This window comes from Neisseria sp. LACPHL-SPEC-2024-00856 (genome assembly GCF_047915665.1).
GTDB lineage: Bacteria > Pseudomonadota > Gammaproteobacteria > Burkholderiales > Neisseriaceae > Neisseria > Neisseria polysaccharea.
Genome location: NZ_JBLRPR010000001.1, coordinates 171,635 through 198,172 on the forward strand (window position 1 = coordinate 171,635; position 26,538 = coordinate 198,172).

Consider the following 26,538-nt stretch of genomic DNA (forward strand, 5'->3'; position numbering starts at 1 on the left):
TAACTAATGCCGTCTGAACGACGAATGTTCAGACGGCATTTTTACCTTTGTGCTTATAAGGTGTTTAGTGCCTGATTAAAGGTTGCGCTTGGGCGCATCGCTTGTGCGGCTTTTTCAGGATTGGCTGCGTAGTAGCCGCCGATGTCGACCGCTTTGCCTTGTACGGCAGAGAGTTCTTCAACGATTTTGGCTTCGTCAGCAGTCAAAGCGGCTGCCAATGGCGCAAATGCGGCTTTCAGTTCGGCATCTTTGTCTTGCGCTGCCAATTCTTGCGCCCAATAGAGGGTGAGGTAGAAATGGCTGCCGCGGTTGTCGAGTTCGCCTGCTTTGCGTTTAGGCGATTTGTCGTTCAACAGCAGTTTTTCGGTGGCTGCATCCAAAGTGTCGGCGAGGACTTGGGCTTTGGCGTTGCCGGTTTTTTGCGCCAAATGTTCAAACGATACGGCAAGCGCGAGGAATTCGCCCAAAGAGTCCCAACGCAAGTGGTTTTCTTCGAGGAATTGTTGGACATGTTTCGGTGCAGAACCGCCCGCGCCGGTTTCAAACATACCGCCGCCGTTCATCAATGGGACGATAGACAGCATTTTCGCGCTGGTACCCAGTTCCAAAATCGGGAACAAGTCGGTCAGGTAGTCGCGCAGGACGTTGCCGGTTACGGAAATGGTGTCTTCGCCGTTTTTCAGACGGCCCAGGCTGAACTTGGCGGCTTCTTCGGGAGCGAGGACGCGGATATCGAGGCCGTCGGTATCCAGTTCGGCAAGGTAGGCTTTAACCTTGGCGAGCAGGCTCTTGTCGTGCGGACGGTTTTCGTCGAGCCAGAACACGGCGGGCGTATTGCTCAGACGGGCACGGTTGACGGCGAGTTGCACCCAGTCTTTAATCGGAGCGTCTTTGGTTTGGCACATACGCCAGATGTCGCCTGCTTCAACGTCGTGCTGCATCAGGACTTTTCCTGCCGCATCAACTACTTGAACCTGACCGTCGGCTTCGATTTCAAAAGTTTTGTTGTGCGAACCGTATTCTTCGGCTGCCTGCGCCATCAGCCCGACATTGGGTACTGTACCCATTGTTGTCGGGTCGAACGCGCCATGTTCGCGGCAGAAGTCGATGGTTGCTTGGTAAACGCCGGCATAGCTGCTGTCGGGAATCACGGCTTTGGTGTCTTGCGCTTTGCCGTCTTTATCCCACATACGGCCGGAGTTACGAATCATCGCAGGCATAGAGGCATCAACGATGACATCGCTGGGAACGTGCAGGTTGGTGATGCCTTTGTCGGAATCGACCATCGCCAAATCGGGGTTGGCGGCGTAAACGGCGGCGATTTCAGCTTCAACGGCAGCGCGGGTGTCCGCATCCAGTTTGTCCAAATTGGCAAGCAGGTTGCCGAAGCCGTTGTTGACGTTGACGCCTGCGGCAGCCAGTTTGTCGCCGAATTTTTCAAATACAGGCGCGAAGAACACTTTGACGGCGTGTCCGAAGATAATCGGGTCGGACACTTTCATCATCGTGGCTTTCATATGCAGCGAGAACAATACGCCTTTAGCTTTTGCGTCTTGCACTTGTTCGGCAAGGAAGGCGAGCAGGGCTTTTTTGCTCATCACGGTTGCGTCGATGATTTCGCCGGCTTTCAGGGCGACGGGCGCGCGCAGCTCTTTTTTGTTGCCTTGTTTGTCGGTGAATACGATGGATACGGAAGTCGCATCGGGTACGGTAACGGATTGTTCGTTATGGAAAAAGTCGCCGCTTTGCATGGTGGCAACGTGGGTTTTGGAGTCTTTGGTCCATGCGCCCATGCTGTGCGGATTTTTTTTGGCAAAGTTTTTCACTGCTTTAGGTGCGCGGCGGTCGGAGTTGCCTTCGCGCAAAACAGGGTTTACCGCGCTGCCTTTGATGCGGTCGTAGCGTTCGCGCACGGCTTTTTCTTCATCGGTTTGAGGGTCGGCAGGATAATCGGGAACGGCAAAGCCTTTAGACTGCAATTCTTTAATCGCGGCGGTCAGTTGAGGTACGGATGCACTGATGTTCGGCAGTTTGATTACGTTTGCATCGGGTTGTTTTACCAGTTCGCCCAATTCGGCAAGCGCGTCGGGTACGCGCTGCGCTTCGGTCAGGTATTCGGGAAACGCCGCCAAAATACGGCTGGACAGGGAAATGTCGCTGGTTTTGACATCAATATCGGCGTGGCGGGCAAAAGCCTGTACAATCGGCAGCAGCGATTGGGTCGCCAGCGCGGGGGCTTCGTCGGTATGGGTATAAACAATGGTGGATTTTTGAGTCATAGGATTATTCTCTTGTAGGTTGGTTTTTTCTTTTGGAACACATTGCGCGGGGAATGTGCGCGGCTATTATGGCATATTTTGGCGGCTTTGTTCGCGCTTTGTTCGATCTTGGCGTGTTTGAACGCGGCGACGTGAAAGGAAGGGGGAAATGGTTTTCCCGCGTTTGGCGGCGGTGTCGGAGGTGCTGTGCATGATGTGCGGCGGCATATTTTCGGTGAAATTGATTTTATAGTGGTTTAAATTTAAACCAGTACAGCGTTGCCTCGCCTTGTCGTACTGCTTGTACTGTCTGCGGCTTCGTCGCCTTGTCCTGATTTAAATTTAAACCACTATAATATTCGGTAACTGTTGGAATATCTGCTAAAATTCCGCATTTTTCCGCCCCGGGACACTCGGGGCGTATGTTCAATTTGTCGGAATGGAGTTTTAGGGATATGGGCTTGAAAAAGGCTTGTTTGACCGTGTTGTGCCTGATTGTTTTTTGCTTCGGGATATTTTATACATTTGACCGGGTAAATCAGGGGGAAAGGAATGCGGTTTCCCTGCTGAAGGACAAACTCTTCAATGAAGAGGGGGAACCGGTCAATCTGATTTTCTGCTATACCATATTGCAGATGAAGGTGGCAGAAAGGATTATGGCGCAGCATCCGGGGGAGCGGTTTTATGTGGTGCTGATGTCTGAAAACAGGAATGAAAAATACGATTATTATTTCAATCAGATAAAGGATAAGGCGGAGCGGGCGTATTTTTTCTACCTGCCCTACGGTTTGAACAAATCGTTTGATTTCATTCCGACGATGGCGGAGCTGAAGGTAAAGTCGATGCTGCTGCCGAAGGTCAAGCGGATTTATTTGGCAAGTTTGGAAAAAGTCAGCATTGCCGCCTTTTTGAGTACTTACCCGGATGCGGAAATCAAAACCTTTGACGACGGGACAGGCAATTTAATTCAAAGCAGCAGCTATTTGGGCGATGAGTTTTCTGTAAACGGGACGATCAAGCGTAATTTTGCCCGAATGATGATCGGAGATTGGAGCATCGCCAAAACCCGCAATGCTTCCGACGAGCATTACACGATATTCAAGGGTTTGAAAAACATTATGGACGACGGCCGCCGCAAGATGACTTACCTGCCGCTGTTCGATGCGTCCGAACTGAAGGCGGGGGATGAAACGGGCGGCACGGTGCGGATACTTTTGGGTTCGCCCGACAAAGAAATGAAGGAAATTTCGGAAAAGGCGGCAAAAAACTTCAAAATACAATATGTCGCGCCGCATCCCCGCCAAACCTACGGGCTTTCCGGCGTAACCACATTAAATTCGCCCTATGTCATCGAAGACTATATTTTGCGCGAGATTAAGAAAAACCCGCATACGAGGTATGAAATTTATACCTTTTTCAGCGGCGCGGCGTTGACGATGAAGGATTTTCCCAATGTGCACGTTTACGCATTGAAACCGGCTTCCCTTCCGGAAGATTATTGGCTTAAGCCGGTGTATGCCCTGTTTACCCAATCCGGCATCCCGATTTTGACATTTGACGATAAAGATTAATCGCATAGCAAATCAAAATAGAAAATGGCGGAGTAAGTAAGGCAAAAATCAGGATATGGCGTATTTTTTGAATTGACGATAATTTCTGATTGCTTTGCGTGTGCTGAAATGGCAAAGAAAATGCCGTCTGAAGGCTTCAGACGGCATTGTTTTGTTTTGGATGTTATTCGGGCGCGCGGAAGCTGTCGTGGCAGGATTTGCAGCTTGCGCCGGTTTCGCCGTAGGCGGCTTTGATTTCGTCCAGTTTGCCGGTTTGGGCGGCGGCGTTGAGTTTTTCGACGGCGGCGGCGAATTTTGTTTTTTCGGCTTCAAATTTTGCACCATCCGACCAAACGGCTGGCAGGGCGCGGCCGTTGCCTTGCGGATCGGAATCAAAAAGCGTAAACGGTTTCTTGCTGCTTTCGGCAAACGCCGCGGCAGCCTGTTTGAATTTTTCGACATCGTAAGGCTCTTCGCCTTTGACCATTTTGCCCATACGCGAGAAGTCGGGCATCATAGATTTGAACGCGGCGGTGCGGTTTTCGGAAATTTCGCCTTTGGGCTGTGCGGGCGCGCCGCCGTTTCCGCAGGCGGAAAGGAATAGGGCGAGGGCGGTTGCGGCAAGGCGGGTTTGAATGTTCATCGTGTTTCCTTTTCGGTTGAAACCCCGCCCACTTGGACATCCGTCCTTCGGGGCGGTAGAATCAGATTTTATTTGGGAAGGGTGCAATCCCTTCCGAATCAGGACGGCACATAGGGCGACGCTTTATGTGTCGTCCTGTGTGTTGAAACATATTGAATGTGTCCTGTCGTGGTGGTATGGTTGTTGTCATTTTCAGCCGGCGCGATGCCGTCTGAAGGGCGTTATGATACCTGAAACAGGTTTGGGAAACGAGAAAGAAAGGAAAAACAATGGCTGTTTTAATTACCGGTGCTTCGGCAGGATTCGGCGAAGCGATGTGCCGCGCGTTTGTCGGGGCGGGATACCGCGTTATCGGTGCGGCGCGTCGTGCGGACAGGCTTCAGGCCTTGGCGGATGAATTGGGTGCTTTGTTTTACCCTTTGGAAATGGACGTGTCGCGCCGCGAGTCGGTGGAAAACGCCTTAAACGGCATCCCCGATGAATTTTCCGACATCGACTGCCTCATCAACAATGCCGGGCTGGCTTTGGGTTTGGACACGGCGGACAAGGCGGATTTTGAAGATTGGGAAACAATGATTCAAACCAATGTTTTGGGTTTGACGTTTCTGACGCGCAAAATTTTGCCGCAAATGGTGGCTCGAGGCGGCGGTTATGTGATGAATTTGGGTTCGATTGCAGGCAATTATGCTTATGCCGGCAGCAACGTTTACGGAGCGACCAAGGCGTTTGTGCGCCAGTTTAGCCTGAATTTGCGCACAGAGTTGGCGGATAAGAACATCCGCGTTACCAATATCGAACCGGGTTTGTGCGGCAATACGGAGTTTTCCAATGTGCGCTTCAAAGGCGATGACGAGAGGGCGACGGGCGTGTATGAGGGTGTGGAATTTATCCGCCCCGAAGATATTGCGGAAACCGCATTGTGGCTGTACCGCCGGCCGGCGCATATGAATGTGAACACGATTGAAATTATGCCCGTGGCGCAGACTTTTGCAGGAATGAAGGTCATAAAAAAAGCCGTGCCGGAAGTGCGGGAAGACTTTGAAAAACAGAGTATGTCGCTGTTTTCCCGCATCAGGTCTTGGTTCAAATGATGCGGAATGCCGTCTGAAGACAGTTTCAGACGGCATTTTTACGGGTATTTTCACGGAGTAGGCAATAAGCCCGACAATTTGGGGTTGCCTTCTTTCGGAATCGGGCGCGGATTGCCTTCCGCATCGATGGCGACATAAGTGAACACCGCCTCGGTTACGAGGTGGCGGTCTTCGGTAACGCAATCGTTCATCAAAGTTTTCACCCAGACTTCCACTTTAAGCTGGAGCGAGGTGTTGCCCACGCGGACGCAATGCCCGTAGCAGCAGACGACGTTGCCGACCTTGACCGGGCGGATGAAGTTCATTTCCTGAACGGCGACGGTAACGATGCGTCCCCGCGCGATTTCCGCCGCCAATATGCCGCCGCCCAAATCCATCTGCGACATAATCCAGCCGCCGAAAATGTCTTGGTTGGGATTGGTATCGCGCGGCATAGCGACGGTACGCAGGAGCAGTTCGCCTTGAGGGCGTTGGCGGTTGCCTTCTTCGTGCTGCATAAAGTTTCCTTGTTTTATTGAAAGATAAATCGGACCTGCACCCCTGCCCGAAACGGGAAGTCGGGAAGTACGTAGTTTAACCCATTTGAGACATACAAGGGCGGGCGCGGGACAGATTCGCAAGGCGCATTGTAGGGCGGGGCCGTAGCAACTGTATTTTTGCCCGACGGGGTGAAAAATACAGTTGCTATGCAACTGAACCGTCATTCCCACGAAAGTGGGAATCTAGAATCTTGGGGTTTGGGCAACTGTTTTTATCCGATAAGTTTCTGTGCGGACAGGTCTGGATTCCCGCCTGCGCGGGAATGACGGGTTTCGAGATTACGGTGTTGTCGGGAATGACAGGAAATGGCGGGAATTGTGTAAAAAATGCCGTCTGAAACCGTTGGAAGCATCGGAAGCGTTGGAGTCGATGAATCGGTGGGCTTCAGTCCGCCATTTCCATCAATCCAACATTTCTACCGTTTTCATTGAATCCATCGAATCCGCCACTTTCGACGACTCAGTCCTACGCAACTGAACCCGTCATTCCCACGAAAGTGGGAATCTAGAACGCGGGGTTTGGGCAACTGTTTTTATCCGATAAGTTTCTGTGCGGACAGGTCTGGATTCCCGCCTGCGCGGGAATGACGGGTTTCAAGATTACGGTGTTGTCGGGAATGACGGTTCGGGCATTTCCCTGCGCCCGCCCCGCGCCTGTAAACGGCGAGTGCATCAAAAATACCGTCTGAAGGTTCAGACGGCATCGGTATCGGGAATCAGCGAGCCGTAGGGTGTGCTTCAGTCCGCCATTTCTATCAATCCAACATTTCTACCGTTTTCATTGAATCCATTGAATCCGTCCCTTTCGACAATCCAGCCCTACGCAACTGAACCGTCATTCCCACGGAAGTGGGAATCTAGAACGCGGGGTTTGGGCAACTGTTTTTATCTGATAAGTTTCTGTGCGGACAGGTCTGGATTCCCGCCTGCGCGGGAATGACGGATTTTGAGATTACGGTGTTGTCGGGAATGACGGTTCGGGTATTTCACTACGCCTGTCCTGCGCCTGTAAACGGCAAGTGCATCAAAAATGCCGTCTGAAGGTTCAGACGGCATCGGTGTCGGGGAATCAGAAGCGGTAGCGCACGCCCAATGAGGCTTCGTGGGTTTTGAAGCGGGTGTTTTCCAAGCGTCCCCAGTAGTGGTAGCGGTATCCGGTGTCCAAGGTCAGGTTGGGTGTGATGTCTATGCCTACGCCTGCCACTGCGCCGAAGCCCACGCGGCGGATGCTGTGGCTTTCGTGGATGGGCGGATGGGTATCTGTTGGTCCTCGTTTGATATTGGCGATGGTAAGAGTTAATTGGTCTTCTACAGCAATGCTGTGTTTGATTTTGCCTAAACCAACCCGTGCACCAACATAGGGTTTGAAGCGGGTGCCGGTGTCGAAATCGTAGATGGCGGAGATGCCGTAGTTGGATTCGGCTTTGAACGTGCCTTTGTCAGTGTGGTCTATTTCTGTTTTTACATCAAGGTTGTTGATTTTTTTGCTGTTTTCTGCGTGAATATGCTTGCCATGTCTCCAAGTATTGTAACGGGCGTAATCGAGGGCGATGCGCCAGTTGCCGAAATCGTAGCCGACGGAAAGGCGAGGGTGGGTGGAATGGGTTTTGACGTCGCGGTAGTCGTCGAAGACTTTGGCGTTGTCGCCGGGATAATCGTAGGTAATGTGTTCGTAGGCGTAGGCTAAATCTGCCTGCACATACGGGCCGCGACCATTGTCTTCACTTGCCGCCTGCGCTGCGGAAGAGAAGAGAAGAGAAGAGAAGAGAAGAGAAGAGAAGAGAAGGGTTTTTTTGGGGGCTGGATTCATTTTCGGCTCCGTATTCGGTTTAACTGATTAGAAAAGAACGATTTTCACTGATGGTTCAAGGGCGGATTGTATCGGGTTTGGGGCGATGTTTCAATAAGAAACAATAAGAAAGCCGCCATTATGGTTTAATCCTGCGCGTTGGATTTGAGGGCAGGGGCTTGCGCCATTTTGAAACAAGACCGGCCCGCCGTCTTGAAGTATGGGGGTTTAACTGTTAGAAAACAATGGCAAAGCGGCTTGTTTCTGTCCGACATTGTATGGGTTTTCTTTTCAATGATATATTTCCGCCTGTTTATGCAATATTTTCCGATTGATGGTTTTTATAGTGGATTAACAAAAACCGGTACAGCGTTGCCTCGCCTTAGCTCAAAGAGAACGATTCTCTAAGGTGCTGAAGCACCGAGTGAATCGGTTCCGTACTATTTGTACTGTCTGCGGCTTCGTCGCCTTGTCCTGATTTTTGTTAATCCGCTATAAAGACCGTCGGGCATCTGCAGCCGTCATTCCCGCGCAGGCGGGAATCTAGACCTTAGAACAACAGCAATATTCAAAGATTATCTGAAAGTCCGAGATTCTAGATTCCCGCTTTCGCGGGAATGACGAAAAGTGGCGGGAATGACGAAAAGTGGCGGGAATGACGGTTCGGGCATTCCTTAAATTACCCGTGTATCGCTGTAAATCTTAGAGATGGCGGAATATAGCGGATTAACAAAAACCGGTACAGCGTTGCCTCGCCTTAGCTCAAAGAGAACGATTCTCTAAGGTGCTGAAGCACCAAGTGAATCGGTTCCGTACTTATTTGTACTGTCTGCGGCTTCGTCGCCTTGTCCTGATTTTTGTTAATCCACTATATCGCGATTTTTCGGAATTTGCCTTTCGGGGCGGCCTGTGTTTTGTGCGGGATGTCGCGTGTCGGGATGTTCGGATTGTCAGAAGCAATATAGGAGAAGATGATGTATGAGATAAGACAGCCTTTTCATAGCGGATACTTGCAGGTGTCTGAAATTCATCAAATTTATTGGGAAGAGTCGGGCAATCCCGACGGTGTGCCGGTCATTTTCCTGCACGGCGGACCGGGCGCGGGGGCTTCGCCTGAATGTCGGGGTTTTTTCAATCCCGATGTGTTCCGCATCGTCATTATTGACCAGCGCGGTTGCGGACGTTCGCGCCCGTATGCTTGTGCGGAAGACAATACGACTTGGGATTTGGTGGCGGATATTGAAAAAGTCCGTGAAATGCTGGGTATTGAAAAATGGCTGGTGTTCGGCGGTTCGTGGGGCAGCACTTTGTCGCTGGCTTATGCCCAAACCCATCCGGAACGGGTAAAGGGATTGGTATTGCGCGGGATATTTTTGTGCAGGCCGTCTGAAACGGCGTGGCTGAACGAGGCGGGCGGTGTGAGCCGGATTTATCCGGAACAATGGCAAAAATTTGTCGCGCCGATTGCTGAAAATCGGCGGAACCGGCTGATTGAGGCGTATCACGGATTGCTGTTTCATCAAGATGAAGAAGTGTGCTTGTCTGCCGCGAAGGCTTGGGCGGATTGGGAAAGCTATCTGATCCGTTTCGAGCCGGAGGAAGTGGATGAAGATGCTTATGCCTCGCTGGCAATCGCGCGTTTGGAAAACCATTATTTTGTCAACGGCGGTTGGTTGCAGGGCGATAGGGCGATTTTGAACAATATCGGCAAAATACGGCATATCCCGACCATTATCGTGCAGGGGCGGTATGATTTGTGTACGCCGATGCAGAGTGCGTGGGCGCTGTCGAAAGCCTTTCCGGAAGCGGAATTGAGGGTGGTTCAGGCAGGGCATTGTGCGTTCGATCCGCCTTTGGCGGATGCGTTGGTTCAGGCGGTTGAGGATATTTTTCCTCGGTTGTTGTAAAAAGTTCCGCATAAAAAAAGCAGCTTCTGTTTGGAAGCTGCTTTTGTTTTGAACGGTTTAACGCAGTTCGGAATGGAGTTTGCCCAACAGTGCGGATGCGTCTTTGCCGGCATATGCGCTGCCGTCTTTGTTGAGCAGGACAATGCGCGAGCCGTCGGCAACGGGTTCTGCATAGACAATCAGTTCCGGCTGTTCGGCAGGTTTCTCCGCTTTGCCTTTGCCCAGCAGGCGTTTGAACAGCCCCGGTTTTTGTTCGGTAACTGCATTGCTTTCGTTCGGGGCTTTTTGAACCAGGAAGGCGTGGCGTTCGGTGTTTTGACCGACGACGGTCAGTCCGATGCGGTCAAGGGCGAGCGCGGTGCGCCGCCAGTTTCTGCCGTAGTCGCCAAAGACAATCAGGCTTTTGCCTTCGATACGCGCCATTTCGTTGGCGGCGGGAAGGGTCGGTTTTTTTGCCAATGCGTTTTCCGCCTGCTGTCCGTCAACGCCCAAATATTGCATAAAGCGCGTCAGGAATGCCGCTTCGAGGTTGGGGTCGGAAGCGGAAGGCTGCCACATGGTCGTGTCTTTGTTTTTGTCGCCATACACTTCTTTCATCGCTTTGTGGGCGAAGAAGATGTCGGAAACGCCGTTTTTGCCCTGTTCGATACGGACGATGAATTTGTCGCGCTCGCCGGTGGAGTAGATGCCGCCCAAACCGACTTTGTCGAATAGGCGGCGCAAGCTGTCTTGGGGGATTTTGGCACGGTTTTCCGCCCACTCGGTTTCCATTTGTCCGATGGCAGGTTCTTCGGACTTGATGTCGAAGCCGTTTTCCTGCCAGAAGGCTTTCAGGAGCGGCCATATTTCCGCCGGTGATTTGCCATCGACAACGAGCCAGCGTTGGCTGCCGTCGCGCTCGAGACGGACGCCTTTGACGCTTTTCAATACCTCGGCATCGGCAGGCTGTTGGACGGCGGGTGTGCGGCGTTTTTCCAAATCGCTGGCGCGGACGGCTCCCGAACCGGCAGGAAGGCGGTAGAGGTTGCCTTGGTCGGGGTTGTTTAAGTCGGGGGGAACTTCGAGTTTCACCGAACGGTTCGACTGGCTTTGGTAGTCGAGCTTGGGCTGCTCGGTCGTGCTGCCGGTGCAGGCAGTTAGTCCGATGAGGAGTAGTGCGGAGATTACAGGTTTGATATGGGTCATCGTGTCATCCTGTGTGATGGATATTAAAGTGTTTGTTGCGTTATGCCGTCTGAACGCTTCAGACGGCATGGCTATATTTAAAGTTGTCCTGAGGCTTTCAGGGCGGCGCGGACTTTTGCCTGTCCGCCTTCCGTCAGAGGAACGAGCGGCAAACGGACGTGCGGTTCGCATTTGCCCAGGGCGGATACCGCCCATTTCGGTGCGGCGGGACTGGGTTCGCAGAACATGGTGTCATAAATCGGAATCAGCCGGTCGTTGAGTTCGCGTGCGAGGGCGATATCGCCTTGAAGCGCGGCGCGACACATATCGGCAAAGAGTTTGGGTGCGGCGTTGGCTGCAACGGTAACGACGCCGTGCCCGCCGCACAGCATGAACGGCAGGGCGGTATGGTCGTCGCCGGAAAGGACGGCGAAGCCTTCGGGGACGCGGTTGATGAGTTCGATGTTGCTGCCGATGTTGCCGCTGGCTTCTTTCACGCCGACGATATTGGAGATTTCTGAAAGGCGCAGGATGGTGTCGTTAGTCATGCTGACGACGGTACGGCCGGGCACGTTGTAGATAATCATCGGAATCGAAGTGGCTTCGGCGATGGTTTTGAAATGTTGGTAAATGCCTTCTTGGGAGGGCTTGTTGTAATAGGGGACGACGGAGAGAGTGAAGTCTGCACCGGCTTTTTCGGCGGCTTGCGAAAGTGCGATGGCTTCAAGGGTGTTGTTGGCGCCGGTACCTGCGATGACGGGGACGCGCTTGTTGACGTGTTTGACCGTTTCTTCGATTACGCTTAAATGTTCTTCGACGGAGAGGGTGGCGGATTCGCCTGTCGTGCCGACAGCGACGATGCCGTCGGTACCGCTTTCGATATGCCAGTCGATCAAATCGCGGAGTTGTTCGTAATGGATGCTGCCGTCTTGATTCATCGGGGTAATCAGGGCAACCAAGCTACCTTGTAACATACGGAAACCTTTTATTCATTGAGTGAGGTCGATTATGCTTCGGATTGTAGCTTACTTTGTTGTTTGTGTGAAACATATCGGTCGCACGGTTGGTTCTAAGGCTTGAGTTCTATCATATCTTAATAAATAATATTTTTTATAATCATGAAATTATTGGGTTTAAGCAGTGGATGCGCCGTTGAGGATTAAAATGTGTTAAGCGCATGAAGGCCCTCTGAAAATGAAGGACTGTCCGGTGCGGAAATTCAAAGAAATTTGAATTCGGACAACCGGTGGTGTTTTTGCACATGAGGATTTGAATTGATAAGGAATCTTTGATTCGTTACAATTCCGTTCTTAAAATTTTTTAACGTTTGACAACGGATAGAAAGACTCCAATGGCTGAAACAATGAAAAAACAGGCGGATTCGCCTGATTTGGTGTACGGTTTGGAAGACAGGCCGCCGTTCGGTAATGCGCTCTTGAGTGCCGTTACCCATCTTTTGGCGATTTTTGTGCCGATGATTACGCCCGCGCTGATTGTGGGCGGCGCGCTGGAACTGCCGGTGGAAATGACGGCGTATCTCGTGTCGATGGCGATGGTTGCGTCGGGTGTCGGCACTTATTTGCAGGTCAACCGCTTCGGGCCGGTCGGTTCGGGGATGCTGTCCATCCAGTCGGTGAATTTCTCGTTCGTTACCGTCATGATTGCGCTCGGTGCGGGGATGAAGGAGGGCGGCTTGACTAAGGATGCGATGATTTCGACGCTCTTGGGCGTATCGTTTGTCGGCGCGTTTTTGGTGTGTTTCTCGGCGTGGCTGCTGCCTTATTTGAAAAAAGTGATTACGCCGACGGTCAGCGGCGTGGTCGTGATGCTGATTGGCTTGAGTTTGGTACACGTCGGCATTACTGATTTCGGTGGCGGCTTCGGCGCGAAGGCGGACGGCACGTTCGGCTCGATGGAAAACTTGGGGTTGGCTTCGCTGGTGTTGCTGATTGTGTTGATATTCAACTGCATGAAAAACCCGCTGTTGCGCATGAGCGGCATCGCGGTCGGTCTGATTGCCGGCTACATCGTCGCGCTGTTTTTGGGCAAGGTGGATTTTTCCGCGCTGCAAAATCTGCCGCTGGTTACGCTGCCCGTACCGTTTAAATACGGTTTTGCTTTCGACTGGCACGCATTTATTGTGGCGGGCGCGATTTTCCTGTTGAGCGTGTTTGAGGCGGTCGGCGATTTGACCGCGACGGCAATGGTGTCCGACCAGCCGATTGAAGGCGAAGAATACACCAAACGCCTGCGCGGCGGCGTGTTGGCTGACGGCTTGGTGTCAGTGATTGCGACGGCTTTGGGTTCGCTGCCGCTGACGACGTTTGCACAAAACAACGGCGTGATTCAGATGACCGGCGTGGCTTCGCGTCATGTGGGCAAATATATTGCCGTGATTTTGGTGTTGTTGGGTCTGTTCCCCGTTGTCGGACGCGCGTTTACGACGATTCCGAGTCCGGTGTTGGGCGGCGCGATGGTTTTGATGTTCGGCTTAATTGCGATTGCGGGCGTGCGGATTTTGGTCAGCCACGGCATCCGCAGGCGCGAGGCGGTAATTGCGGCAACTTCGGTCGGTTTGGGCTTGGGTGTCGCGTTTGAGCCGGAAGTATTTAAAAACCTGCCCGTCTTGTTCCAAAACTCTATTTCCGCCGGCGGCATTACGGCAGTCTTGCTGAATTTGGTCTTGCCCGAAGATAAAACCGAGGCGGCGGTCAAGTTTGATACCGACCACTTGGAACACTGATTTTGAAAATGAATGCCGTCTGAAACGGAATCCCTGTTTCAGACGGCATTGTTTTTGAGGCTTACGCTTTTTCGTTTTTCAATACGCGTTGCCGGCGGGTTTCGCTTAATACCATTCCGGCAGACACGGAGACGTTCATGCTTTCGACCGTGCCGAACATGGGTATGGACACCAGCATGTCGCAATGTTCGCGTGTCAGGCGGCGCATACCGTCGCCTTCGTTGCCCATTACCCATGCCGCGCTGTCGGGCAGATCGCAATGGTAAAGGTCGGCGTCGCCGCCCATGTCGGTACCGATAATCCAGATGCCGTATTCTTTCAGCTCGCGCAGGGTGCGGGCGAGGTTGGTTACGGTAATGTAGGGGACGGTTTCCGCCGCGCCGCAGGCGACTTTGCTGACGGTGGCGTTCAGCCCCGCGCTTTTGTCTTTCGGTGCGATGACGGCGTGTACGCCCATTGCGTCGGCGGTACGCAGGCACGCGCCGAGGTTGTGCGGGTCGGTGATGCCGTCGAGTATCAGCAGCAGCGGCGGTTCGCTGAGGTTTTCCAATACGTCTTCGAGGTGGACGTGGTTTTTGGAAGCGTCGATAAACCCGACCACGCCCTGATGGCGCGCGCCTTTGCTGATGGCGTTGAGGCGGTCGGCATCGGCAAAATATACGCGGATGTTTTCGTTTGCCGCCTTTTCCAACACTTCGCGCGTGCGTGCGTCTGATTTGCCTTCTTGGATGTAGAGTTCGACGATGGATTTGGGGTTTTGCCACAAACGGGCATTGACGGCGTGGAAGCCGTAAATAAGTCTTTGATTTGCCATAATGGTGTTTGTCAAAAGGTTTCAGACGGCATTATAGCAATTTGCCGGTATGCCGTCTGAAGGGGTTAAAACAGGTAGGCGATGTATTTCACCAACAGGATAAACAAGATGGATACGGCGCAGCCGATTTTGAACGCCGTACCGATGACAAGTCCCAACAGTGTACCCAAGCCCGCTTTACCTGCCTGAAGCATATTGCGTCTGTCGATGAGTTCGCCTGCCGCCGCGCCGATAAAGGGGCCGAGTATTAGTCCGGGCAGGGAGAAAAATATGCCGATGATGCTGCCGATAAAAGCACCGCGCACGGCGAACCTGCCTGCTCCGGTATATTTTACCCCCAATATGCCTGCTACATAGTCCGCCAGTATGCCGACAAGGCTGATGAGTCCGACCGTCCACAAAACACCTGCGCCGTAGATTTGGTATCCGCCGGCATAGGCAAGCAGCCATGTTCCGGCAAACATCAATGCCAATCCGGGCAGGGCGGGGTAAACGATGCCCGCCGTACCGACGGCTATCAGGGCGAGGGCGAGGATGACGAGCAAGGCGATCATAGGTTCAACCTTTTCTTTTGTTCTGAAAAAAACGGCTTAATACGGCGCAGCATTCTTCTTGCAGGATTCCGCCCCGTATGGCGGTGTGCGTATTGAGGCGTTTGTCGGCAAACAGGTTGACGATGCTGCCTGCCGCGCCGGTTTTGGGTTCTGCCGCACCGTATATCACGCGCTTGATTCGTGCCTGTATCAGTGCGGACGCGCACATGGCGCAGGGTTCGAGGGTGATATATATGTCGCATCCGTCAAGGCGGTAGTTTTGTATTTCGCTGCCTGCCTGTGCCAAGGCGTTGATTTCGGCGTGTCGGCTGACATTGCAGTCGGCAATGCAGGTGTTGTGTGCCGATGCGATGATTTTGCCGTCTGAAACGATGACTGCCCCGACGGGTATTTCGCCGTCGGCGGCGGATTGTTTTGCTTGGCGCAGTGCTTCGCGCATGAAGTGTTCCATTTCTTCCTGAGGCGGAAAGGCGGCGACGGGCGGATGGTTTTTCAATTCGGCAAGAAGGCGGGCTTTATGCGCTTGCGCCATTTCTTGCGGCGGTGTGCCGTCCAGCAGCGACTCGAGTTGCCACAGCGTGCTTTTCGTGAGGGTCAAACCTGATGCCTTCAATAACAAGAAGGTTTGAACCGCGCCGGTTTGACGCAGTTCTTCGAGCGTACGGATACCGAGCCTGTGTAGGGCGGCGACGGTTTTGGGGGCGAGCGGCGGCGTGATCAGCATAGTTTATACACCGAAAAACCGTTTTGCCGCCTCAATCAGGCGTGTGCCTGAAGTGCCGTCTGAAAACGGGTCGGCAACGCAGTCTAAAGGTGTTTTGCGCAACCAAGTCAGTTGGCGTTTGGCAAGTTGGCGCGTGGCGGCAATGCCTTTTTCGACAAAGGTTGGGAAATCGGTTTTTCCGTCCAGATATTCCCACGCCTGACGGTAGCCGACACAGCGGATGGCAGGGGAGTCGGCGGTCAGACCGGGATAGCGGCAGCGCAGGTTTTCTACTTCGCCGATAAAGCCCTGTTCAAGCATCAGGTGGAAACGCTGGGCGATGTTTTCATGCAGGCGGGCGCGGTTTTCGGGAATCAGGGCGGCGGTATGCAAATCAAAAGGGAGCGTATGGGAGGTTGGGCTGCCGAGGTGCGCACTCATCGGTTTGCCGGTTAAATAATAAACTTCCAAAGCGCGTCCGATACGCTGGCTGTCGTTCGGTTTCAGACGGCATGCGGTTTCAGGGTCGACTTTTTGCAGGGTGCGGTAGAGAAAATCCAAGCCGTACATTTGTTTTTGTTCGTCCAAGTCGGCACGCAGGCAGGCATCGGCCTCGGGCAAATCGTTCAAACCTTGGGTCAGGGCGCGGAAATACATCATCGTGCCGCCGACAATAAGGGCAAACCTGCCGCGTGAGGAAATTTCCCCGACCAAGCGCGTGCAGTCTTCGACAAAGCGGGCGGCGCTGTATGATTCGGTAGGCGGGATGATGTCGATAAGGTGGTGCGGTATAAAGGAACGCTCGGCATGAGACGGTTTCGCCGTGCCGATGTCCATACCGGTATAGACCAGTGCGGAATCGAGGCTGATGATTTCGACCGGCAGGGTTTCGGCGATTTTGAGGGCGAGCGCGGTTTTTCCTCCGGCGGTCGGCCCGAGCAGGGCAAAGGCTTTCGGGGTCGGCATAACGTTTCAGGTTTGGAAAAATACGGATTATAGCGGAAAGCGCGCCGCCCTTATATTTTGCTTTGCGGAAGCACGCTGACGGCAAGGGGGCGTGTTTACCGTATGCCTTTATATAGTGGATTAAATTTAAACCAGTACAGCGTTGCCTCGCCTTGCCGTACTATCTGTACTGTCTGCGGCTTCGTCGCCTTGTCCTGATTTTTGTTAATCCACTATAAAATTTCAAACCGACGCGCCGGGTTTTCAATATGCCCGTGCCCGATGCTGCCTTGTCCGCAGGCATCGGCGGCAGCGTTCGAGTTTTCGGGGAACGCCCGTCCCAGGCGTATTTAAAGGTTCGGCGGTGCGGCGTTTCCCGGCGGCAAGGCTTCAGACGGCATCTCCGGTGCGTCCGTTAGACAAGGCGTGCGCTTGGGGCGATAATGGTGTTTTGCTTTTTTTGAAAGCCTTGCAATGTCTCGAAACCTGCTTGTCCGCTGGCTTGCCGTCTGCCTCATCCCGTTGGCGACGCTTGCCGTTTTCGCCGCCAATCCGCCCGAAGACAAACTCCAGCATCTGATCAACGGCATCATCCTTGCCTGCGAAGCGACGTTTTTGTTCAAATTCGTCCTTTTCGACACCATCAAGCATCATTTGAAACAAGAGTTTGATTTGAAACGTCAAACTATGTTTCTGTTTATTCCGATTGTTTTGCTGATTGTGTATTTGTTCCACTATTTCGGCGCGTTTTAGCCCGTTTCCGTTATTTCTATGAATACTCCTCCTTTTGTCTGTTGGATTTTTTGCAAGGTCATCGACAATTTCGGCGACATCGGCGTTTCGTGGCGGCTTGCACGTGTTTTGCACCGTGAGTTCGGTTGGCAGGTGCATTTGTGGACGGACGATGTGTCCGCCTTGCGTGCGCTTTGCCCTGATTTGCCCGATGTTCCCTGCGTTCATCAGGATATTCATGTTCGCACTTGGTATGCCGAAGCGGCGGATATTGATACCGCGCCTGTTCCCGATGCCGTTATCGAAACTTTTGCCTGCGACCTGCCCGAAAATGTGTTGCACATCATCCGCCGACACAAGCCGCTTTGGCTGAATTGGGAATATTTGAGCGCGGAAGAAAGTAATGAAAGGCTGCACCTGATGCCTTCGCCGCAGGAGGGTGTTCAAAAATATTTTTGGTTTATGGGTTTCAGCGAAAAAAGCGGCGGGTTGATACGCGAACGTGATTACCGTGATGCCGTCCGTTTTGATACCGAAGCCCTGCGTCGGCGGCTGATGCTTCCCGAAAAAAACGCGCCCGAATGGCTGCTTTTCGGCTATCGGGGCGATGTTTGGGCAAAGTGGCTGGACATGTGGCAACAGGCAGGCAGCGAGTTGACCCTGTTGTTGGCGGGTACGCAAATCATCGACAGCCTCAAGCAAAGCGGCGTTATTCCGCAAAACGCCCTGCAAAACGACGGCGATGTTTTTCAGACGGCATCCGTCCGCCTCGTTAAGATTCCTTTCGTGCCGCAACAGGATTTCGACAAACTGCTGCACCTCGCCGACTGCGCCGTCATCCGCGGCGAAGATAGTTTCGTGCGCGCCCAGCTTGCGGGCAAACCCTTCTTTTGGCACATCTACCCGCAAGACGAGCATGTCCATCTCGACAAGCTCCACGCCTTTTGGGATAAGGCACACGGTTTCTACACGCCCGAAACCGCATCGGCACACCGCTGCCTTTCAGACGACCTCAACGGCGGAGAGGCTTTATCCGCAACACAACGCCTCGAATGTTGGCAAATCCTGCAACAACATCAAAACGGCTGGCGGCAAGGCGCGGAGGATTGGAGCCGTTATCTTTTCGGGCAGCCTTCCGCATCCGAAAAACTCGCCGCCTTTGTTTCAAAGCATCAAAAAATACGCTAGAATAGCGCGTTTTACGACAACCGATTTGATTGGAAAATCACAATGAAAACAGCACAAGAACTGCGCGCCGGCAATGTATTTATGGTCGGCAACGATCCTATGGTCGTTCAAAAAACCGAATACATCAAAGGCGGCCGCTCTTCCGCCAAAGTCAGCATGAAACTGAAAAACCTGCTGACCGGCGCGGCTTCTGAAACCATTTACAAAGCCGACGACAAATTCGACGTGGTCATCCTGTCCCGCAAAAACTGTACGTACAGCTACTTTGCCGACCCGATGTACGTCTTTATGGACGAAGAATTCAACCAATACGAAATCGAAGCCGACAACATCGGCGACGCGTTGAAATTCATCGTTGACGGTATGGAAGACCAATGCGAAGTTACCTTCTACGAAGGCAATCCCATTTCTGTCGAACTGCCCACTATCATCGTGCGCGAAGTCGAGTACACCGAGCCTGCCGTCAAAGGCGATACTTCCGGCAAAGTGATGAAAACCGCGCGCCTGGTCGGCGGCACCGAAATCCAAGTGATGTCTTACATCGAAAACGGCGATAAAGTCGAAATCGATACCCGTACCGGCGAATTCCGCAAACGCGCTTGATTTGTTGCATTGAAAAATGCCGTCTGAAAACGTTTCAGACGGCATTTTTTTATCTTCGCCCCAAGTTTGGATTGAAGTAGATGTTTTTTTCGTAAACGACAATACGCGTGATTTTGCCATTTTCGTCAAAATGGATGTCTAAAAACGGTTTGTCGGGATTGCGTTCACGGTTGGACAGCCGGAAGAGTGATTGGTTTTCAAGCATTTCTCCGTGTATTTTCAGATAGCCGGGCAATTGGCTGATGTATTGGAAATTGCCGCCAAGTCCGTTGTTGTGCCGGCTCGAATAGGCAGGGGTTGCCGAAACTTCAAAATAACGCGTGCGTTTCGGCTCCTCGCCTTGCCCGCGGGTTTCTTCGCTGCCCTGTGTCAGTAACAGTGTCGCTTCTCGGAGGCGGCGTTCCTGTTCCATTATGGCATCTTGTGCCTGCCGGCTGATGGTGCGCTTTCCGTAACGCAAGTCTTCAATTGCCAGTATGATTTTCTGATGGTAGTCGGGATCTTCAGGGCGGATGTCGGGAAACAGCAGCCGCTGTATGTTGTCATAGCCACTGTCGGGTAAGCCGAAACGGGTTTCCAGTTCGTGATGGGAAAGGGCAAACAGACAGTCCGAGTCGATGTGTTCGGCGATTTGCTGCATGAGATCGTCAATGCCGGTGGCGGGGTGCAGGTCGGTGCAATTTGACGGCGGCACGCTTTCTGCCTGCTTGACGTTATCAGGGGCGGATGCGGTCGGTTGCAAATCGGTTTGGGAAGGAGCTGATGACGCGGAGGACGAAGCAGCGGATGCACCGACTTCTTTGGTTTTATCGTCTTTGCTCGGAGAACACGCGGTCAGCATGATTGCGGTAAGCCATAAGAGAAGTGATGAGGTTTTGTTTTTCATTCTATTGTTTCCAATATTAAAAAGGCCGTCTGAAAACCTGCCGTTTCATTTTTCAGACGGCCTGTTGTTAATAGAACCGAAGAACCCGTTATTGCCGACAAGGTTCTCAACCTGTCTTACCCGACGCGGTAAAACGCAAGGCTGCCCAAAAAGTTGGGGAAATGTTTGACCTGTTTGTTACCCGTCATCACGGCGCGCTCGAGGACGCGTATGTTGTTTTTGGCGCACAATAAATCAAAGTCTTTGAGCGTGCACCAATGGATATTGGGCGTGTCGTACCAATGGTAGGGCATACGTTCGGAAACCGGCATATGTCCGCCGAGTGCGATTTGGACGCGGTTGCGCCAGTAGCCGAAATTTGGGAAGCTGACGATTGCCTGTTTTGCCACGCGCATCAGGCAGCGCAGGATTTTTTCGGTATTCTGCATCGCTTGGATGGTTTGGCTCAAAACAATCACATCAAAACTTTGATCGTTGAATGCGGTTAAACCTTCTTCCAAATCGGCTTGGATAACATTCACGCCGCGCGACATCGCGGCAATCACGCTGTCGGTGTCGATTTCGATGCCGTAGCCGCTGCATTTTTTGTGTTCGACCAATGCGGCAAGCAGTTCGCCGTCGCCGCAGCCCAAGTCCAAGACGCGGCTGCCTTCGGGTATCCGGTCGTAAATCAGTTGCAAATCATCGCGCAGGTTCATTGCTGACATTCCTTATAAACGTTGTTCATATAGGCGGCGACCGCACGCATATAGGCTTCGTCTTCCATTAAAAAGGCATCGTGCCCGTGTGCGGATTTGACTTCGATATACTGCACGGATTTTTGGGTGGCAATCAGTGCCTTGACCAATTCGTGCGAACGTTCGGGCGCGAAACGCCAATCGGTGCTGAAGCTGGCGACAAAGAATTTTGCCTGCACATCCTGCACGGCGCGGGTCAGGCTGTTGCCGAAATCCGCCGCCGGATCGAAATAGTCCAAAGCTTTGGTCATCAGCAGGTAGGTGTTGGCGTCGAACCGTCCGACGAATTTGTCGCCCTGATAGCGCAGATAGGATTCCACTTCAAATTCAACGCCAAAGCCGTATTGATAGCCGTTGGAGCGCAAATCGCGTCCGAATTTTTTGCCCAAACCGTCTTCGGCAAGATAGGTAATGTGTCCCATCATACGGGCAATCCGCAAACCGCGTGCGGGAACGGTGTTGCGGCTGCGGTAATGTCCTTCGTTGAAATCGGGGTCGGTCAAAATCGCCTGACGCGCCACATCGTTAAACGCGATATTTTGCGTGGACAGCTTCGGCGCAGACGCAATCACTAAAGCATGGCGCACGCGCTCGGGATAGGAAATCGTCCACTGCAAGGCCTGCATACCGCCCAAGCTGCCGCCGACAACCGCCGCCCATTGCCCGATGCCGAGATAATCGGCAAGCGCGGCTTGGGATTTTACCCAGTCCTTCACCGTAACCACCGGAAAATCCGCGCCGTATTCTCGGTTGGTTTCAGGGTTGATCGACAGAGGCCCGCTGCTGCCGTCGCAGCCGCCCAGATTGTTCAAACCGACCACGAAAAATCGTTCCGTATCAATCGGTTTGCCGGGACCGACCATATTGTCCCACCAGCCCGCATATTTATCCTCCGCCGAATGCCTGCCCGCAACGTGATGGTTGCCCGACAGCGCGTGGCAGATTAAAACCGCATTGTTTTTTTGTGTATTCAGTTTGCCATAAGTTTCAATCATTAAATCGAAACGCGGCAAAGTTTTACCGTTTTCCAAAACCAGCGGCATCTCAAACGGAATTTTTTGGGGCGTTACAATGCCCACCGAGGCATTTTGACTCATATCCTGTTCCAACAAATGCGGCAAAAAGCGTTATTATATCGCAAACGGTATGACTTTTTGACACGGCCGGGCAGGCAGCCGGACGCGTTTGACCCCCATACCGCCGCACACGGACCATACTTTTCAGACAGCTTCCCGCTTCCCGATATGATAGGCAGACTTTTCCGTATTTTTTTCTTTTTCGCACTTGCCGCGCTGATTATCAACCGCCTCTTCAGCCGCAGGCAGAAGCGCGCCCTGCGCGAAGTTGCCAAAATCAGCGCATGGGTACTGCTCGGTGCAGCTGCCGCGACGCTGTTTTGGTATCTGCTTATGCTGTATTTCAAACACATTCCGGATTCGTATTGACGGAAAAAAATGCCGTCTGAAACGCTATTTTCATGTTTCAGACGGCATTTTTTTGAAAAGGGCTTGCGGTAGGAGGAGATTTACAACCGAAGCAGGAAGGGCAGGGGGTCAGCGTTGGCGCGCTTTAAAACGCGGATTGCTTTTGCAGATGACGTAAACTTTGCCCCTGCGCCTGACGATTTGGCAGTCGCGGTGGCGTTGTTTGGCGGTTTTGAGTGAAGACAGAACCTGCATTATTTGTCCTTTCTAAACGATGACATGACGGATTGGAAACGTTGGTTGAACTTACTGGCACGGCCTTCGGTGTTGACGTTGCGCTGCTTGCCGGTATAGACGGGGTGTGAGGAAGAGGAAGTATCTAAGGAAAAGAGCGGATATTCTTTGCCGTCTGTCCAAACCATCGTTTTTCCGTGCGTTTCGGCGCAAGAACGAATCAGCCAGCCTTCATTGGCGCTGCTGTCGAAAAAAAGGACGGTTCGATAATTGTCAGGATGAATATTCGGTTTCATATATTGCCTTGATTGGAGTGTTATAACATAACAAACTTTATCATAATTTAGAAGGCTTGTGCAAGAAAAGCGTATGGTTTTTGCTAAATATTAAAAATTTTCATCATAAACCTGAAAATTTTGAAATTGACTCATATTCGGTGCAACCTTATCATACCGCCTGAAACATCATATAAAAGATAACGAAGGTATGCGGATATGAATTACGCAAAAGAAATCAATGCGTTAAATAACAGCCTTTCCGATTTGAAAGGCGACATTAACGTTTCGTTTGAATTTTTCCCGCCGAAAAACGAACAAATGGAAACGATGCTGTGGGACTCCATCCACCGTCTGCAAACCCTGCATCCCAAGTTCGTATCCGTAACTTACGGCGCAAATTCCGGCGAACGCGACCGCACGCACGGCATCGTCAAACGCATCAAACAGGAAACCGGCTTGGAAGCCGCGCCTCACCTGACCGGTATCGACGCTTCTCCCGACGAATTGCGCCAAATTGCCAAAGATTATTGGGACAGCGGCATCCGCCGCATTGTCGCCCTGCGCGGCGACGAGCCGCCCGGTTACGAGAAAAAACCGTTTTATGCCGAAGACTTGGTTAAGCTATTACGCTCCGTCGCCGACTTCGACATCTCTGTGGCGGCATATCCCGAAGTGCATCCCGAAGCCAAATCCGCACAAGCCGACCTGATTAATCTGAAACGCAAAATCGATGCGGGCGCAAACCACGTTATCACCCAATTTTTCTTTGATGTGGAACGCTACCTGCGCTTCCGTGACCGCTGCGTGATGCTGGGCATCGATGTGGAAATCGTCCCCGGCATCCTGCCTGTTACCAATTTCAAGCAGCTCGGCAAAATGGCGCAAGTAACCAACGTCAAAATCCCAAGCTGGCTGTCGCAAATGTATGAAGGTTTGGACGACGACCAAGGCACGCGCAACCTCGTCGCCGCCAGTATCGCCATCGATATGGTCAAAGTCTTATCCCGCGAAGGCGTGAAAGATTTCCACTTCTACACGCTCAACCGCAGCGAGCTGACTTACGCCATCTGCCATATTTTAGGCGTGCGCCCTTAAAGCTGAAAACGGCTTCAGACGGCATCCGAGGCCGTCTGAAAAGCAAAACGCCGCCCCATCCGAGCCATTCTGATTTACAATACCGACCGATTCGGATTGAACCGGTCCTTACAAAATCCAACTGGAGAGTTCAACATGACAACATTACATTTCTCAGGCTTCCCGCGTGTCGGCGCCTTCCGTGAATTGAAATTCGCACAAGAAAAATACTGGCGCAAAGAAATCAGCGAGCAAGAATTGCTGGCTGTTGCCAAAGACTTACGCGAGAAAAACTGGAAACACCAAGCCGCTGCCAACGCCGATTACGTTGCCGTAGGCGATTTCACTTTCTACGATCATATCCTCGAGCTGCAAGTCGCCACCGGCGCGATTCCCGCCCGCTTCGGCTTCGACAGCCAAAACCTGTCTTTGGAACAATTCTTCCAACTGGCGCGCGGCAACAAAGACCAATTCGCTATCGAAATGACCAAATGGTTCGACACCAACTACCACTACTTGGTGCCTGAATTCCACGCCGATACCGAATTCAAAGCGAACGCCAAACATTACGTCCAACAACTGAAAGAAGCCCAAGCCCTCGGCTTGAAAGCCAAACCGACCGTTGTTGGTCCGTTGACTTTCCTGTGGGTGGGTAAAGAAAAAGGTGAAGTCGCATTCGACCGTCTGAGCCTGTTGCCTAAACTGTTGCCTGTTTACGTTGAAATCCTGACTGCTTTGGTTGAAGCCGGTGCCGAGTGGATTCAAATCGACGAGCCTGCTTTGACTGTTGACCTGCCTAAAGAATGGGTAGAAGCATACAAAGACGTTTACGCTACTTTGAGCAAAGTCAACGCCAAAATCCTGCTGAGCACTTACTTCGGTTCTGTTGCCGAACACGCCGCATTGTTGAAATCCCTGCCTGTTGACGGCCTGCACATCGACTTGGTACGCGCTCCCGAGCAACTGGACGCATTTGCCGACTACGACAAAGTTCTGTCTGCAGGCATCATCGACGGCCGCAACATCTGGCGCGCCAACCTGAACAAAGTTTTGGAAACTGTCGAGCCTCTGCAAGCCAAACTGGGTGCCCGTTTGTGGATCTCCAGCTCTTGCTCTCTGCTGCATACTCCATTTGACTTGTCAGTTGAAGAAAAACTGAAAGCCAACAAACCTGACCTGTACTCTTGGCTGGCATTCACCCTGCAAAAAACCCAAGAATTGCGCGTTCTGAAAGCCGCATTGAACGAAGGCCGTGATTCTGTTGCCGAAGAACTGGCCGCCAGCCAAGCTGCTGCCGACTCCCGTGCCAACAGCAGCGAAATCCACCGTGCAGACGTTGCCAAACGCTTGGTCGACCTGCCTGCCAACGCGGACCAACGCAAATCTCCATTTGCCGACCGTATCAAAGCGCAACAAGCATGGTTGAACCTGCCTCTGCTGCCGACGACCAACATCGGTTCTTTCCCGCAAACTACCGAAATCCGCCAAGCACGCGCAGCCTTCAAAAAAGGCGAACTGTCTGCCGCCGATTACGAAGCCGCGATGAAAAAAGAAATCGCCTTGGTGGTTGAAGAGCAAGAAAAACTGGACTTGGACGTACTGGTACACGGCGAAGCCGAGCGTAACGATATGGTCGAATACTTCGGCGAACTGTTGAGCGGTTTTGCATTCACCCAATACGGCTGGGTACAAAGCTACGGCTCACGTTGCGTTAAACCACCGATCATCTTTGGTGACGTAAGCCGTCCTGAAGCGATGACCGTGGCTTGGTCTACTTACGCACAAAGCCTGACCAAACGCCCGATGAAAGGCATGTTGACCGGCCCTGTAACCATTCTGCAATGGTCTTTCGTCCGCAACGACATTCCTCGCTCTACCGTGTGCAAACAAATCGCACTGGCTCTGAACGACGAAGTATTGGATCTGGAAAAAGCCGGCATCAAAGTCATCCAAATTGACGAACCTGCCATCCGCGAAGGCCTGCCTTTGAAACGTGCCGATTGGGATGCCTACCTGAACTGGGCCGGCGAATCCTTCCGCCTGTCCTCTACTGGTTGCGAAGACAGCACACAAATCCACACTCATATGTGCTACTCCGAGTTCAACGATATCCTGCCTGCGATTGCTGCAATGGATGCGGACGTGATCACCATCGAGACTTCACGTTCCGACATGGAACTCTTGACCGCGTTCGGCGAATTCAAATACCCGAACGACATCGGCCCGGGCGTTTACGACATCCACAGCCCGCGCGTACCGACAGAAGCCGAAGTGGAGCACCTGTTGCGCAAAGCCATCGAGGTTGTACCGGTTGAACGTCTGTGGGTTAACCCGGACTGCGGCCTGAAAACCCGTGGCTGGAAAGAAACTCTGGAACAACTCCAAGTGATGATGAACGTAACCCACAAACTGCGTGCCGAACTGGCTAAATAAGCAGGGATAACGTGATCAGATGCCGTCTGAATACTTTTCAGACGGCATTTCTGTTTTCAAATGAGCGTAGGGGAGTTTCTAAGAATTTTTCTCAAATAAGACTTGTTTTTTTTAGGCATGGCTTTATATACTGTAAAAGTTGGTCGAGGTTGGTGATTAATAGTTTTGAATAATTAATATTATTTGAACTATAAATTATACAAATCGACTTATTCGGGGTAGAATGCCCAGCGATTCACAATCATTTCT

The 26,538-nt window shown here is 52.3% G+C and carries 28 protein-coding genes; 10 read left to right on the forward strand and 18 right to left on the reverse strand.

What is annotated here, in order from left to right:
- Positions 1–53: 53 nt before the first annotated feature.
- Both ACNAU7_RS01020 and ACNAU7_RS01025 read right to left on the reverse strand, forming a co-directional pair.
- The gene (locus ACNAU7_RS01020) at positions 54–2,279 is read right to left on the reverse strand and encodes an NADP-dependent isocitrate dehydrogenase (RefSeq protein WP_416299886.1); all 2,226 of its coding nucleotides are present in this window, start codon (positions 2,277–2,279) and stop codon (positions 54–56) included.
- A gap of 66 nt (positions 2,280–2,345) precedes the next feature.
- On the reverse strand, positions 2,346–2,486 hold the full coding sequence (locus tag ACNAU7_RS01025) for a hypothetical protein (protein ID WP_061375308.1): 141 nt from the start codon (positions 2,484–2,486) through the stop codon (positions 2,346–2,348).
- A gap of 227 nt (positions 2,487–2,713) precedes the next feature.
- Between ACNAU7_RS01025 and lst the strand changes: the two genes are divergently transcribed.
- Positions 2,714–3,829, forward strand: coding sequence for an N-acetyllactosaminide alpha-2,3-sialyltransferase (gene lst, locus ACNAU7_RS01030; RefSeq protein ID WP_118792697.1), 1,116 nt, complete (start codon positions 2,714–2,716; stop codon positions 3,827–3,829).
- Between the two features lie 163 nt (positions 3,830–3,992).
- Here lst and ACNAU7_RS01035 read toward each other — a convergent pair whose 3' ends face one another.
- A complete protein-coding gene (locus ACNAU7_RS01035) occupies positions 3,993–4,451 on the reverse strand; it encodes a c-type cytochrome (protein WP_013449144.1) in 459 nt (152 codons plus the stop codon).
- Between the two features lie 269 nt (positions 4,452–4,720).
- Between ACNAU7_RS01035 and ACNAU7_RS01040 the strand changes: the two genes are divergently transcribed.
- Positions 4,721–5,542, forward strand: a complete 822-nt coding sequence (locus ACNAU7_RS01040) for an SDR family oxidoreductase (RefSeq protein WP_118996939.1) — start codon at positions 4,721–4,723, stop codon at positions 5,540–5,542.
- Between the two features lie 50 nt (positions 5,543–5,592).
- On the opposite strand, the gene yciA is transcribed toward ACNAU7_RS01040, so the two are convergent.
- From yciA to ACNAU7_RS01060, 4 genes are all read right to left on the reverse strand, one after another.
- Positions 5,593–6,039 (reverse strand): acyl-CoA thioester hydrolase YciA, encoded by a 447-nt coding sequence (gene yciA / locus ACNAU7_RS01045; protein WP_002230436.1) that lies wholly within the window; start codon positions 6,037–6,039, stop codon positions 5,593–5,595.
- Positions 6,040–6,226: 187 nt separating this feature from the next.
- Complete coding sequence (locus tag ACNAU7_RS01050) at positions 6,227–6,457, reverse strand: hypothetical protein (RefSeq protein WP_107818869.1); 231 nt, start codon at positions 6,455–6,457, stop codon at positions 6,227–6,229.
- Between the two features lie 157 nt (positions 6,458–6,614).
- Positions 6,615–6,785: a hypothetical protein gene (locus ACNAU7_RS01055; protein WP_199901114.1), complete on the reverse strand. Its 171-nt coding sequence runs from the start codon at positions 6,783–6,785 to the stop codon at positions 6,615–6,617.
- A 365-nt stretch (positions 6,786–7,150) separates the two neighbouring features.
- Positions 7,151–7,891 carry an opacity family porin gene (locus tag ACNAU7_RS01060; protein ID WP_196427927.1) on the reverse strand — a complete coding sequence of 247 codons (741 nt, stop codon included), beginning with the start codon at positions 7,889–7,891 and terminating at the stop codon, positions 7,151–7,153.
- Between the two features lie 953 nt (positions 7,892–8,844).
- Here ACNAU7_RS01060 and pip point away from each other — a divergent pair.
- Positions 8,845–9,777, forward strand: a complete 933-nt coding sequence (pip, locus tag ACNAU7_RS01065) for a prolyl aminopeptidase (protein ID WP_416299903.1) — start codon at positions 8,845–8,847, stop codon at positions 9,775–9,777.
- A 57-nt stretch (positions 9,778–9,834) separates the two neighbouring features.
- Here the strand turns inward: pip and bamC are convergent, their stop codons facing one another.
- Positions 9,835–11,031 carry an outer membrane protein assembly factor BamC gene (bamC, locus tag ACNAU7_RS01070; protein ID WP_196427928.1) on the reverse strand — a complete coding sequence of 399 codons (1,197 nt, stop codon included), beginning with the start codon at positions 11,029–11,031 and terminating at the stop codon, positions 9,835–9,837.
- A gap of 8 nt (positions 11,032–11,039) precedes the next feature.
- Complete coding sequence (gene dapA, locus ACNAU7_RS01075; RefSeq protein WP_416299905.1) at positions 11,040–11,915, reverse strand: 4-hydroxy-tetrahydrodipicolinate synthase; 876 nt, start codon at positions 11,913–11,915, stop codon at positions 11,040–11,042.
- Between the two features lie 377 nt (positions 11,916–12,292).
- Between dapA and ACNAU7_RS01080 the strand changes: the two genes are divergently transcribed.
- Positions 12,293–13,684: a nucleobase:cation symporter-2 family protein gene (locus tag ACNAU7_RS01080; RefSeq protein ID WP_101132146.1), complete on the forward strand. Its 1,392-nt coding sequence runs from the start codon at positions 12,293–12,295 to the stop codon at positions 13,682–13,684.
- A 61-nt stretch (positions 13,685–13,745) separates the two neighbouring features.
- Here ACNAU7_RS01080 and rlmB read toward each other — a convergent pair whose 3' ends face one another.
- The 4 genes from rlmB to miaA form a co-directional block, all read right to left on the reverse strand.
- Positions 13,746–14,498, reverse strand: a complete 753-nt coding sequence (rlmB, locus tag ACNAU7_RS01085; RefSeq protein WP_314169902.1) for a 23S rRNA (guanosine(2251)-2'-O)-methyltransferase RlmB — start codon at positions 14,496–14,498, stop codon at positions 13,746–13,748.
- A 65-nt stretch (positions 14,499–14,563) separates the two neighbouring features.
- Positions 14,564–15,052: a DUF456 domain-containing protein gene (locus ACNAU7_RS01090; RefSeq protein ID WP_416299908.1), complete on the reverse strand. Its 489-nt coding sequence runs from the start codon at positions 15,050–15,052 to the stop codon at positions 14,564–14,566.
- 4 nt (positions 15,053–15,056) lie between these two features.
- Positions 15,057–15,776, reverse strand: coding sequence for a tRNA adenosine(34) deaminase TadA (gene tadA / locus ACNAU7_RS01095; protein ID WP_416299910.1), 720 nt, complete (start codon positions 15,774–15,776; stop codon positions 15,057–15,059).
- Between the two features lie 3 nt (positions 15,777–15,779).
- Positions 15,780–16,721, reverse strand: coding sequence for a tRNA (adenosine(37)-N6)-dimethylallyltransferase MiaA (miaA, locus tag ACNAU7_RS01100; RefSeq protein ID WP_416299912.1), 942 nt, complete (start codon positions 16,719–16,721; stop codon positions 15,780–15,782).
- Between the two features lie 453 nt (positions 16,722–17,174).
- Between miaA and ACNAU7_RS01105 the strand changes: the two genes are divergently transcribed.
- The 3 genes from ACNAU7_RS01105 to efp are packed head-to-tail and all read left to right on the forward strand — an operon-like array spanning position 17,175 to position 19,223.
- Positions 17,175–17,453, forward strand: a complete 279-nt coding sequence (locus ACNAU7_RS01105; RefSeq protein ID WP_416299914.1) for a hypothetical protein — start codon at positions 17,175–17,177, stop codon at positions 17,451–17,453.
- A gap of 18 nt (positions 17,454–17,471) precedes the next feature.
- Entirely contained in the window at positions 17,472–18,620 is a 1,149-nt protein-coding gene (earP, locus tag ACNAU7_RS01110) for an elongation factor P maturation arginine rhamnosyltransferase EarP (protein ID WP_416299916.1), read from the forward strand.
- Between the two features lie 42 nt (positions 18,621–18,662).
- Positions 18,663–19,223 (forward strand): elongation factor P, encoded by a 561-nt coding sequence (efp, locus tag ACNAU7_RS01115; protein ID WP_002219406.1) that lies wholly within the window; start codon positions 18,663–18,665, stop codon positions 19,221–19,223.
- 49 nt (positions 19,224–19,272) lie between these two features.
- Here the strand turns inward: efp and ACNAU7_RS01120 are convergent, their stop codons facing one another.
- The 3 genes from ACNAU7_RS01120 to metX all read right to left on the reverse strand — a co-directional run bounded on the left by ACNAU7_RS01120 (position 19,273) and on the right by metX (position 21,943).
- Entirely contained in the window at positions 19,273–20,109 is an 837-nt protein-coding gene (locus ACNAU7_RS01120) for an NMB0938 family lipoprotein (protein ID WP_416299930.1), read from the reverse strand.
- Positions 20,110–20,225: 116 nt separating this feature from the next.
- Positions 20,226–20,807 carry a methionine biosynthesis protein MetW gene (metW, locus tag ACNAU7_RS01125; RefSeq protein WP_025457937.1) on the reverse strand — a complete coding sequence of 194 codons (582 nt, stop codon included), beginning with the start codon at positions 20,805–20,807 and terminating at the stop codon, positions 20,226–20,228.
- Positions 20,804–21,943 carry a homoserine O-succinyltransferase MetX gene (gene metX / locus ACNAU7_RS01130; RefSeq protein ID WP_416299933.1) on the reverse strand — a complete coding sequence of 380 codons (1,140 nt, stop codon included), beginning with the start codon at positions 21,941–21,943 and terminating at the stop codon, positions 20,804–20,806. Before metX ends, metW begins: the two co-directional genes overlap by 4 nt.
- Before the next feature lie 147 nt (positions 21,944–22,090).
- On the opposite strand from metX, the gene ACNAU7_RS01135 reads away from it, so the two are divergent.
- Positions 22,091–22,291 carry a protein MIGRI gene (locus tag ACNAU7_RS01135; RefSeq protein ID WP_061386576.1) on the forward strand — a complete coding sequence of 67 codons (201 nt, stop codon included), beginning with the start codon at positions 22,091–22,093 and terminating at the stop codon, positions 22,289–22,291.
- Between the two features lie 108 nt (positions 22,292–22,399).
- On the opposite strand, the gene ykgO is transcribed toward ACNAU7_RS01135, so the two are convergent.
- Entirely contained in the window at positions 22,400–22,525 is a 126-nt protein-coding gene (gene ykgO, locus ACNAU7_RS01140) for a type B 50S ribosomal protein L36 (RefSeq protein WP_002213788.1), read from the reverse strand.
- Complete coding sequence (locus ACNAU7_RS01145; protein WP_019271952.1) at positions 22,525–22,800, reverse strand: type B 50S ribosomal protein L31; 276 nt, start codon at positions 22,798–22,800, stop codon at positions 22,525–22,527. Before ACNAU7_RS01145 ends, ykgO begins: the two co-directional genes overlap by 1 nt.
- 198 nt (positions 22,801–22,998) lie before the next feature.
- On the opposite strand from ACNAU7_RS01145, the gene metF reads away from it, so the two are divergent.
- Entirely contained in the window at positions 22,999–23,877 is an 879-nt protein-coding gene (gene metF / locus ACNAU7_RS01150) for a methylenetetrahydrofolate reductase (RefSeq protein WP_002217399.1), read from the forward strand.
- A 135-nt stretch (positions 23,878–24,012) separates the two neighbouring features.
- Positions 24,013–26,289 carry a 5-methyltetrahydropteroyltriglutamate--homocysteine S-methyltransferase gene (metE, locus tag ACNAU7_RS01155; protein WP_416299952.1) on the forward strand — a complete coding sequence of 759 codons (2,277 nt, stop codon included), beginning with the start codon at positions 24,013–24,015 and terminating at the stop codon, positions 26,287–26,289.
- The last annotated feature ends 249 nt before the right edge of the window (positions 26,290–26,538 follow it).